The organism is Aquimarina sp. I32.4 (assembly GCF_002924285.1).
Lineage (GTDB): Bacteria > Bacteroidota > Bacteroidia > Flavobacteriales > Flavobacteriaceae > Aquimarina.
This window is the reverse complement of the sequence record NZ_PGUB01000125.1, coordinates 1-11,132: the sequence shown is the minus strand read 5'-3', so window position 1 is coordinate 11,132 and position 11,132 is coordinate 1. Positions and strand designations below refer to the sequence as shown.

The following is an 11,132-nucleotide window of genomic DNA, read 5'->3' as shown; positions in this document are numbered from 1 at the left end:
AGCGATTAAATAAAATCAATGTTTATTTAATCGCTTTTTTCTAGTCATTGCTGAAAAAGTTAAGCTTTTTCAGTGCCCTCGGAATTCCCTCTCTCTTTTTTTTTAATGCTGATTAATTCTAAAATCAGGATAAGCATCCATACCATGTTCATGGGTATCTAATCCATCAATTTCTTCTTTTTCAGATACTCGAATTCCTATAGTCTTTTTGAGAATACTAATAATAGTAAAAGCAAAAAATAAACAGAATCCCCCTATGATTAATACACCAGCTGTTTGAATCATAAATTGATCAAATCCAGCCTTTGATCCAAAAACCCCTACCGCTAATGTACCCCAAATACCGCAAATCAAATGGACAGATATTGCACCTACAGGGTCGTCTAATTTTAATCTATCTATCAATGATACGCCAAGTACAGTAATAATACCTGCAAACATACCAATAATCAAAGCTTCATTTGTTGACATTAGGTCAGCTCCAGCGGTAATACCTACTAATCCTCCTAAGATTCCATTCAAAAACATAGTGATATCATAATTTTTATAAAGTATAGTAGAAAATATAAAAGCACCAATACCACCACTTGCAGCAGCAAGGCATGTAGTAACCAATACTAATGAGGTAACTGCAGGGTTTGCAGAAAGTACAGATCCACCATTAAATCCAAACCACCCAAACCAAAGAATAAGTGCACCAGTAGTAGCAAGAGGAATGTTATGCCCAGGGATTGCCTGCGGTTTTTTTTCTGCAGTAAATTTACCAATCCTTGCACCCAAAAGAATTATAGCAACCAATGCAGCCCATCCACCTACAGAGTGTACAAGAGTAGAGCCTGCAAAATCATAAAACCCTTCAGCCTCCCCAATTTTTAGAGTATATAAAAAACCTTTGCCCCATTGCCAAGAACCTACTATTGGATACACAAAACCTATGTATACCAAAGTAAAAATCATAAAAGCGCCAAGTTTTATACGTTCTGCAACAGCACCAGAAACAATAGTTGCAGCCGTAGCCGCAAACATTCCTTGAAACAAGAAATCTGTCCACCAAGTGTACCCCCCATTAGCATAGGCGGGAGTCATACCATTTTCAGGGGGAGTGATGCCAAATCCAGCAAATTTTATAAAGCCAAAATCCCCGTCTTCAAAACTTGGATACATAAGGTTAAAACCTCCTATATAATAAAGTAATAATCCTATACAGATAATAAATACATTTTTGAATAATATATTAATGGTGTTTTTTTGACGTGTAAGCCCTATTTCTAATAAAGAAAATCCCAGATGCATGAAAAATACTAGCGCAGTACATATCATCATCCATATATTGTTGGTAGTTAAAAGTTCCATTATTTAATTAGCATTAAAGTTATTTTTTGTTTTCCTTTTTTTATGATACCAAATCATTAGTTCAATGTTTCTTCACCTTTTTCTGAGGTTCGTATTCTATATGCTTCCTTTATATCAGAAACAAATATTTTTCCATCGCCTACTTCTCCTGTTTTTGCAGCTTCCAGAATGGCAGATATAGCAGCCTTTTCAAAACTATCATTTACTACTATAGATAAATACCTTCTTTGTATATCTGTGGTGCTATAGGTAATCCCTCTATATACACTACCTTTTTGTTCATGACCCACCCCAGTTACATCCCAATAAGAGAAAAACATAATACCTTTATGGTGTAAAGCTTCTTTTACAACACGATACTTAGACCTTCTGATAATTGCTTCTATTTTCTTCATAAAACAATAAAAAATTAAAATTAGCACTATTATAGAAGTAAATTTATGTAAAATATTATGTAACACTATTTTTTTAGGGGGTGTTTTGTTTATTTTTATCAATATTTAATTTTTAACCCTATTTAAATTAGGGGTAATTATTTTTTTAATATAAAAGTAAGAATTTGATATTGGTTTTTTAACGATACTTTACGAAAACGTTTTCATTAAAATTTATTGATTATCAATAAGCTAAGATTTACAGTTTTTAGACAAAAATGCATTGTCAAATTCATAATTAGAGGTCCTTATTTTGTGATTATACTACCCAATACAGGCTTTTTTTAACGAGCTCAGAAAAGTGATGCTGAATGCTCTCGTTTTCTTTTTCCTTCCTTAATGATTTGTTAATTTCATCAACTTGTAACACCTTTTAAGTTTGAAAACAGTATGAAGAAACAAGGAATGTATCTACCAGAATTTGAGCATGACGCATGTGGTGCCGGATTTATCTGTAGTCTAGCAGGAAAAAAATCAAATGATATTATTCATAAGGCTTTAGAAATTCTTGAAAAACTAGAACATCGCGGTGCAGTGAGTTCTGACGGAAAAACAGGAGATGGAGCAGGAATATTAATTGATATTCCTCATGATTTTTTTGTAGAACATTGCGATTTTAAATTACCTGATTTTGGAGAATATGCAGTTAGTAATGTTTTCTTGCCTAAGAAAGATAATCAAAGACAATTCTGTATAGATACTTTTGAAAAAAATATTAATAATCAGCAATTAATAGTATTAGGATGGAGAGATGTTCCTGTAGATGAAGTCCATTTAGGAAAAATAGCAGCGACAACAGAGCCTTTTATAAAACAAATATTTATAGGTAAAAAAGATAAAAATCAAAGCTATTTTGATTTTAATTTAAAGCTATTTACAGCTAGAAAAATAACAGAACATACCATATATAGTTCAAAATTGTCTGAGAGTAAATTTTTCTATTTACCTAGTTTATCTACAAAGACCTTAATATTCAAAGGACTTTTAATGCCAGAAGATATAAAGTTATATTATACTGATCTTTTAGACCCAAAAGTTGTAACACGTTTGGCATTGGTACATCAACGATTTTCTACCAATACATTTCCTACTTGGGATTTGGCTCAACCTTTTCGATACATGTGTCATAATGGAGAGATAAATACCCTACGTGGTAATGTAACCAGAATGCGCTCTAGAGAAGAATTATTAGAGAGTGATTGGTTTGGAGAGGATATAAAAAAAATACTACCCGTTGTATTAAAAGGTAAGTCAGATTCAGCATCGATGGATATGGTGGTAGAGTTATTATTAATGACAGGAAGATCGCTTCCAGAAGTGATGATGATGATGGTACCAGAAGCATGGGAGAAAAACGCAGAAATGTCAGAAAAGAAAAAAGCATTTTATGAGTATAACTCCTGTACAATGGAACCTTGGGATGGCCCAGCATCGATTCCTTTTACAGATGGTAACTATATAGGTGCTGTATTAGATAGAAATGGGTTAAGACCTTCTCGTTATAGTGTGACCAAAGATGGTTATGTAATCATGTCTTCAGAAACGGGAGTGGTAGATCTAGAACCTAGTAATATAGAATATCACGGTAGACTAGAACCAGGAAAGATGTTTCTGGTAAATATGGATGAAGGAAGAATTGTAAATGACGAAGAAGTCAAAGAAGAAATAGCTGCTAGACACCCATACCGTAAATGGTTAAACAAGAATTTGGTACACCTCAAAGATATACCTTATAACGATTGCCCTTTATTCTTAGGCGAAGAAACAGTAGCCAAACGCAAAGAAGTATTTGGGTACACACAAGAAGATATAGATACGATTATCGCACCGATGGGGCAGTTAGGTAAAGAGCCTATTGGTTCTATGGGGTCAGATACGCCTATAGCTATATTATCAGAACGCCCACAATTGATTTATAACTATTTTAAACAATTATTTGCACAGGTAACCAATCCACCTCTTGATGGAATTAGAGAAGAACTGATTACAGATATTAGTTTAACCTTGGGGGCAGATCATAACATATTTGATATTACAGAAAAACATTGTAATAAGTTAAAAGTACAGAATCCAGTAATATCAAAAGAAGATCTTGATAAAATCAAAACATATACAGGCAAAGGGTTCAAATGTACCTCTGTATCTATGTTGTACAATATCAATAAAGGATTAAATGGGCTTGAAGATGCACTTGATGGATTACTTAATGATGTATCAGATGAGATAGATCAAGGTACTAATATTATTATACTCTCTGATAGAAATGTGAGTAAACATAGAGCACCTATTCCAGCTTTATTAGCATGTTCATATGTAAATAGTGGATTACAAAGAATAGGAAAACGTTCTAAAGTAAGTTTGATTATAGAATCTGCAGAACCTAGAGAAGTACATCATTTTGCACTGCTATTTGGGTATGGCGCTAGTGCTATCAACCCATATATGGTCAATGAGATTATTGCAGAACAGATCAAAGAAAATGATATTTCTGGGCTAGACTTTGAAGAAGCTATATATAATTATAATAAAGCAGTAGGCAAAGGAGTATTAAAAGTCATGAATAAGATTGGGATTTCAACATTGAACTCCTATAGAAGTTCTCAATTATTTGAATGTATTGGAATCAATACCAAAGTTGTCGATCAATATTTTCCTAATACAGCTACTCGTATAGAAGGAATAGGGTTGTATGAAATCGAAAAAGAAATATCTAAGCGTCATAAAAGAGCTTATATAGATCAAGAAGTAGCAGCAAACTTGAGTTTAGAAATAGGAGGACAATACCGATGGAGACGTAATGGAGAAAAACATCAGTTTAATCCTTTATCTGTAGCCAAACTACAAAAATCCGTACGTGATAATGATTCCAAAACATATGCAGAATACGCAAACCTGATTAATGAACAATCAAAATCATTAATGACCATTCGTGGATTATTAGAATTCTCTAATTATGATCCAATTCCGATAGAAGAAGTAGAACCATGGACAGAGATTGTAAAACGTTTCAAAACAGGAGCCATGTCGTATGGGTCAATTAGTAAAGAAGCACATGAAAATCTTGCAGTTGCAATGAACCGAATAGGAGGAAAAAGTAATTCGGGAGAAGGAGGAGAAAATCCACTTCGTTTTTATAAAGATGTAAACGGTGATTGGAAAAACAGTGCGATAAAACAAGTAGCATCAGGTAGATTTGGAGTATCCTCAAATTATTTAACCAATGCAGCAGAGATTCAGATAAAAATGGCCCAAGGAGCAAAACCAGGAGAAGGAGGGCAGTTGCCAGGGCCAAAAGTAAACCCTGAAATAGCCAAGACCAGAAACTCAACTCCTTATGTAGGCTTAATATCACCGCCACCACATCACGATATTTACTCTATAGAAGATTTATCGCAATTGATTTATGATCTAAAATCTGCAAATCGAGAAGCAAGAATTAATGTAAAACTAGTATCAGAAGTAGGAGTAGGTACTATTGCGGCAGGAGTAGCAAAAGCAAAAGCAGATGTAGTACTGATATCTGGTTTTGATGGAGGTACAGGAGCTTCGCCCTTGACATCCCTAAAACATGCAGGGTTACCTTGGGAACTAGGAGTAGCAGAAGCACAGCAAACACTAGTAGGTAATAATCTGCGTAGTCGTATTGTATTAGAGTGTGACGGACAGTTAAAAACAGGTAGAGATGTTGCCATAGCATGTTTGCTAGGTGCAGAAGAATTTGGATTTGCTACAGCACCACTAGTAGCTTCAGGATGTGTAATGATGCGTGTATGTCATCTTAATACCTGTCCCGTTGGTATTGCTACCCAAAATCCAGAATTGCGTAAAAAATTCAAAGGCAAACCAGAACATGTCGTAAATTATATGTATTTCGTAGCTCAAGAATTGAGAGAAATCATGGCGCAACTTGGGTTTAGAACTATCAATGAGATGATAGGGCAGGTAAGTAAGCTGAATCATAAAAAAGCAATCAATCATTATAAAGCAGCAGGAATAGATCTAACCCCCGTTTTACATCAAGTAGAAACCCCAGAGGGCAGATCAATATATAATACAGAAAAACAAGATCATGGGTTAGAAAAATCCATAGATTTTAAAATCATAGAAAAAGCACACCCAGCATTATTCCGTAAAGAAAGAACAGCCCTAGATTTTGATATCGTAAATACAGATAGAGCAGTTGGGGCAATATTAAGTAATGAAATCTCTAAAATATATGGAGCTCAGGGATTACCAGAGAACACATTAAAACTCAATTTTACAGGAGCAGCAGGACAAAGTTTTGGGGCGTTTGCAACCAAGGGACTTACCATGGTAGTCAATGGTAATACCAATGATTATCTAGGAAAAGGATTGTCAGGAGCAAAAGTGATCATTAAAGTACCTGAAGAATCTACGATTATTCCTGAAAAAAATGTGATTACAGGTAATGTAACTTTATATGGAGCTACCGCAGGAGAGGTATACATTAATGGTAAAGCAGGAGAACGATTCTGCGTGCGTAACTCAGGAGCAATAGCCGTTGTAGAAGGAATAGGTGATCATGGATGTGAGTATATGACAGGAGGTATAGCTGTTATTCTAGGAGAAGTTGGACGTAATTTTGGAGCAGGAATGTCTGGAGGTATTGCATATATCTATGATAAAGAAAAAACGTTTGAAGCACATTGTAATGCTGAAGCGCTTAATCTAGATCCTGTAGACGAGCAAAAAGATATTAATGCATTGAGAACGCTAATTGAGAATCATTATAATGCCACATTAAGCCCTTTGGCACAAAGAATTTTGGAAAATTGGGAAAGTGAATTGCCAAAGTTTATTAAAATTCTCCCAGAAGAATACAAGCAGGCATTAATACGATTAGAAGAAGAAAAATTAGCACAAGCATAAAAACGATATCGACCATGGGAAAGACAACTGGATTTTTAGAATTTGAAAGAGAAACAGAACAGTATCAACCTGTTAAAGATCGTGTGAAAGGATATAAAGAGTTTACGGTAAAAATGCCAGATAAAAAACTCGAAGACCAAGGAGCACGTTGTATGGATTGTGGGATTCCTTTTTGCCATAGTGGATGCCCGCTAGGTAATTTGATTCCTGATTTTAATGATGCCGTGTATCGTGGTAAATGGGAAAAAGCAGCATATATATTGCATTCTACCAATAATTTTCCTGAATTTACAGGAAGATTATGTCCTGCACCTTGTGAAGAAGCCTGTGTATTGGGAATCAATGAAAACCCAATTACCATAGAGAATATAGAAAAGAATATTGTAGAACAAGCTTTTGAAAACGGATGGGTAAAAGCAAATACTCCTAAGGAAAGAACGGGTAAAGAGGTAGCAGTAATTGGATCAGGGCCTGCCGGATTAGCTACGGCACAACAATTAAATCGTGCAGGACATTTGGTAACTGTTTTTGAAAGAGATGAAAAAGTAGGAGGGTTATTACGATATGGTATTCCAGATTTTAAGATGGAAAAACAAGTGATTGATCGTAGAGCAGCAGTTTTAGAAGAAGAAGGAATTATATTCAGAACAGGAGTTCATATAGGAAAAGATATCTTGGCAGATGAACTAAAAAAAGGTTTTGATGCAGTTGTATTATGCACAGGAGCCACTGTTCGTCGTAATCTTCCAATCAAGGGTGCTGAACTCAAAGGAGTAGTACAGGCGATGGATTTTTTACCACAAAATAATCGTAGAGTAGATGGTGTTAAGGATTTGGGAGAAGAAATAATGGCTACCGATAAAAATGTTATTGTAATCGGAGGGGGAGATACAGGATCAGATTGTATAGGTACATCTATACGACATGGAGCAACTTCTGTTACAAATTTTGAGATTATGGGAAAAGGAACGCTAGAGCGACCACAAAATCAACCATGGCCTTTTTGGCCAATGCGTTTGCGAACTAGTACTTCTCACCAAGAAGGAGTAGAGCGTAACTGGAGTATATCAACCAAGGAGTTTCTAGGGGATGAAGGAGGGAATTTGCAAGGGATCATTACTACCGAGGTAGAATGGGTAAAAGAAAATGGACGTTTTACATTGAATGAAATTTCTGGTACCGAAAAAGAATGGAAATGTGAATTGGCTTTATTAGCATTAGGATTTACTGGGTCTGAGCCTACTATTGCAGAGCAGTTAGGGATAGATATGGATGTCAGAACCAATATCAAAGCTACTGCAGATAACTATGCAACCAATGTAAAAGGTGTTTTTGCCGCAGGAGATACCCGCAGAGGGCAATCCTTGATTGTATGGGCAATTGCAGAGGGTAGACAGGCTGCACACCATGTAGATGCCTACCTAATGGGAAGTTCTAATTTACCACTAAAAGGAGAAGGAGATTTACCAAGAATATAAAAAATACCCGCATGACTTGTTTTTGAGTATATTTTAATATTTTCAAAATCTTTAGGGTTTTTTGTTAAGGAAAGAAGGCTGTTTATTCATAAATAAACGGTCTTCTTTAATTTTATGATCCCAATTATTAGTAGTTTACTATAGCGTTACCAAGGGGCTAGAGATATAATTATTTATGATCATTTTTATCCCATCATTACATAAATACTACTCTTATTTGATTTAATTCTCAAAGCCCCTATAGATAACTATAGGGCAATGATACATCATAGTAGTCACGCTTTTTGAAACTGAGATATTTTTTTTCATTATTTTTTTACTGAACAAGATTGAGGAAAATTAAGTTCTATTGTATAAATAAGGGATACCGAATGGCAAGGAAGTAAAATCATTGAATCTTGTATACTAAACCTCAATAAATAACAAGTTTTTTCCTTTGTTTTTTAAAGGTGTAACCGCTTGATATTCATCTACTTGTTTTGTAAATTAGTAAAGGATTATAGATGTGTTAATCAATAATTATTCTTACTCGATTGACCTTTGATAAAGTCTTAAAGAATTGATGTGTTATGAGTTATAATTACGATAAATAAGTATAGTGCTTAAAAATATTTATTAACCATTTATACAAATCATATGAAAACAGTTTTTAGTAGCATAGCTTTTTGCTTTATAGTAAGCATGAGCTTTTCACAATTCCAACATTCGTTTGGAACCGCAAAAACAGAACTAGGTAAATCCCTTACACAATTACGTGAGGTTGAAAAAGGATATCTTGTAGCAGGATATTCTTCTAGAGGCTATATAGGAAATTTGGATGCTACCTTGGTCAAAACAAATCTTGCAGGAAATCAAGTATGGTCTCATGTTTATGGGGGGCAGGATTATGAGTTTTTTAATTCAGTAAGACAATCTACACATTTTAGTCCTAATAATCCAGTTGCATATGTAGCAGCAGGAATAACTCGTAGTTATGGTCATGGTGGGGGAGATGCCTATATGCAAGGAGTAGATGTTAATGGAACTCCTGTTTTTTCTACGGTTTATGGAGGAAAAGAATACGATGTAGCACATTGTATTCAAAATAATAGAGATGTAACAGGACAGCCTGGATATATATTTGTAGGAGAAACAAATAGTTATGCAAATTCGTTACCAGGAACAAATGTATATGTAGTAAAAACAGATCTTTTTGGAAACCTTAAAGCAGCGACCGTAATTGGTAATGAAGGAAACCAAAGAGGGTTGTGGATCGAGCAAACCAAAGATGGAGGGTATATTGTTTCTGGTTCTACTACCAATTATTGGTGTGGAGTGAATACAACAATAGCGCATCCTCCTACAGATATTTTTGTGATTAAGTTAAAACCAGATTTATCCGTAGAGTGGGATAGAGTTTTTGGGTATCCTGAGCAATTGAACCCTACAGTTGGATATAGAAATGAAGCTACTTGTGTAAAACAAAATAATCAAGGTAATTATGTGCTTACAGGATACACAAATAGTTTCGGGATAAATGACTCGTATGATGTGTTTATGCTTTACTTAGATGGAAATGGCGGTTTATTAGGTCTAAAAACTTATGGAACAAAGGCAACAGAGCAAGGGTATGGATTAGAAGAAACGGTAGATTCTGCTGGTAACTCTTCTTATACTATAGTAGGTCACCAGAAAACGACATCTTATAAAGCAATATTGCTACAGGTAAATAGTTGGGGAGTTCCAACTTGGGCATTTAAATATGGAGATAACAAAGACGAAAGTGGCTTAGAGGTTGTAAAAGATGTTTATGATAGAGGATATGCATTTACAGGATATACAACCTCATTGGGGGCAGGTGATCGAGATATTTATTTGGTAGAAACAACAGCCACAGGTAAAACAAATACATTCTGTCAAAAAGAAATGCAGCTAGAAGTAAAAAAACATCAACCTTGTATTGCTAAAATAGCTAAGCAATTTTTTGTAAAAGACTATAAGAAAATAGAAGTCAAAGATAAAAAAGTAGAATACAAGCAAAGTAGATGTAACCCTATTTTTGATGCAAATACAGAAAAGACTAAGAGTATAGAAAAGTCGAATATTGCATTGTTTCCTAACCCAGTGAGTAACCTTCTTACTATAGAAAATAAAAACAAAGCTACGATTATCAAAGTAGAAGTTTTTGATATACAAGGAACAATGGTTCTTGCAAAAAATGATGTAGGTAAAAAAAGGAAGATTGAATTGTCTACAGAAACATTAAGTCAAGGAACTTATGTAGTAAAGTTAAGCACCAAAAAAGGCGATACTCAAATAATTAAATTTGTCAAAAAATAGGTCTATAGTATATATATAGACTTATAGCTGTAAAATAGATGCAGTGTTAATATGTATTGAGCCACTTTTAAATAGTTGATATTTTTTGGTGGCTCAATTTTTTTAAGCTATATTCTATAATACGACTTAACTAGTTATCTTTGTTTTAAAACAAGTGCAAATGGTACCAGAATCTTTCACAGAATTTTTCAAAAGCCTAGATGAATTGGGTCGTGAGACCGTAATTAGGGAGCTATTATCTATGGTCGATCCTTCAGAGCCTGACTTGTATACTGTTCATTCCGAGGTGCAACAAATCCAGTCACTACATTGCCCTAATTGTCAAGACATCGATATCCGTGCAAATGGCAAGGCTAATGGTGTGCAACGTTATTTTTGTAAATCGTGCAAGAAGTATTTTAGGGAAACTACAGGTAAAGTTACTTTTGGTTTAAAAAAGGGGAACTTGCTTAGTGTTTATTTGTACCATATGCTATTAGGCAATTCGATAAAGAAATGTGCTGAACAGACAGGTATCTGTCTCCAAACTTCATTTGACTGGCGGCATAAGATATTAAGTGCCTTTGAAGGGGCTGTTCCTAATGGTTTTGAAGGTATTGTAGAGAGTGATGATATTTTCTTTCTTGAATCTGGCAAAGGAAACAGGGAATTACCTAGA

The 11,132-nt window shown here is 34.7% G+C and carries 5 protein-coding genes and 1 pseudogene; 4 read left to right on the top strand and 2 right to left on the bottom strand.

Annotated features, from left to right (window positions below; translation table 11 throughout):
* Window positions 1–102: 102 nt before the first annotated feature.
* The gene (locus CVD18_RS19440) at window positions 103–1,353 is read right to left on the bottom strand and encodes an ammonium transporter (protein WP_103867168.1); all 1,251 of its coding nucleotides are present in this window, start codon (window positions 1,351–1,353) and stop codon (window positions 103–105) included.
* A gap of 56 nt (window positions 1,354–1,409) precedes the next feature.
* On the bottom strand, window positions 1,410–1,748 hold the full coding sequence (locus CVD18_RS19435; protein WP_103867167.1) for a P-II family nitrogen regulator: 339 nt from the start codon (window positions 1,746–1,748) through the stop codon (window positions 1,410–1,412).
* A 429-nt stretch (window positions 1,749–2,177) separates the two neighbouring features.
* On the opposite strand from CVD18_RS19435, the gene gltB reads away from it, so the two are divergent.
* From gltB to CVD18_RS19415, 4 genes and pseudogenes are all read left to right on the top strand, one after another.
* Window positions 2,178–6,677: a glutamate synthase large subunit gene (gene gltB / locus CVD18_RS19430; RefSeq protein WP_103867166.1), complete on the top strand. Its 4,500-nt coding sequence runs from the start codon at window positions 2,178–2,180 to the stop codon at window positions 6,675–6,677.
* 14 nt (window positions 6,678–6,691) lie between these two features.
* On the top strand, window positions 6,692–8,155 hold the full coding sequence (locus CVD18_RS19425; protein ID WP_103867165.1) for a glutamate synthase subunit beta: 1,464 nt from the start codon (window positions 6,692–6,694) through the stop codon (window positions 8,153–8,155).
* 636 nt (window positions 8,156–8,791) lie between these two features.
* The gene (locus tag CVD18_RS19420) at window positions 8,792–10,474 is read left to right on the top strand and encodes a T9SS type A sorting domain-containing protein (RefSeq protein ID WP_103867164.1); all 1,683 of its coding nucleotides are present in this window, start codon (window positions 8,792–8,794) and stop codon (window positions 10,472–10,474) included.
* 160 nt (window positions 10,475–10,634) lie between these two features.
* Window positions 10,635–11,132 (top strand): annotated as a pseudogene (locus CVD18_RS19415) (hypothetical protein); the annotation flags it as partial.

Coding starts and splice junctions, on each gene's coding strand:
- CVD18_RS19425 (WP_103867165.1), top strand. CDS start 6,692: ATGGGAAAGACAACTGGATTTTTAGAATTTGAAAGAGAAACAGAACAG.
- CVD18_RS19420 (WP_103867164.1), top strand. CDS start 8,792: ATGAAAACAGTTTTTAGTAGCATAGCTTTTTGCTTTATAGTAAGCATG.
- CVD18_RS19435 (WP_103867167.1), bottom strand. CDS start 1,748: ATGAAGAAAATAGAAGCAATTATCAGAAGGTCTAAGTATCGTGTTGTA.
- gltB (WP_103867166.1), top strand. CDS start 2,178: ATGAAGAAACAAGGAATGTATCTACCAGAATTTGAGCATGACGCATGT.
- CVD18_RS19440 (WP_103867168.1), bottom strand. CDS start 1,353: ATGGAACTTTTAACTACCAACAATATATGGATGATGATATGTACTGCG.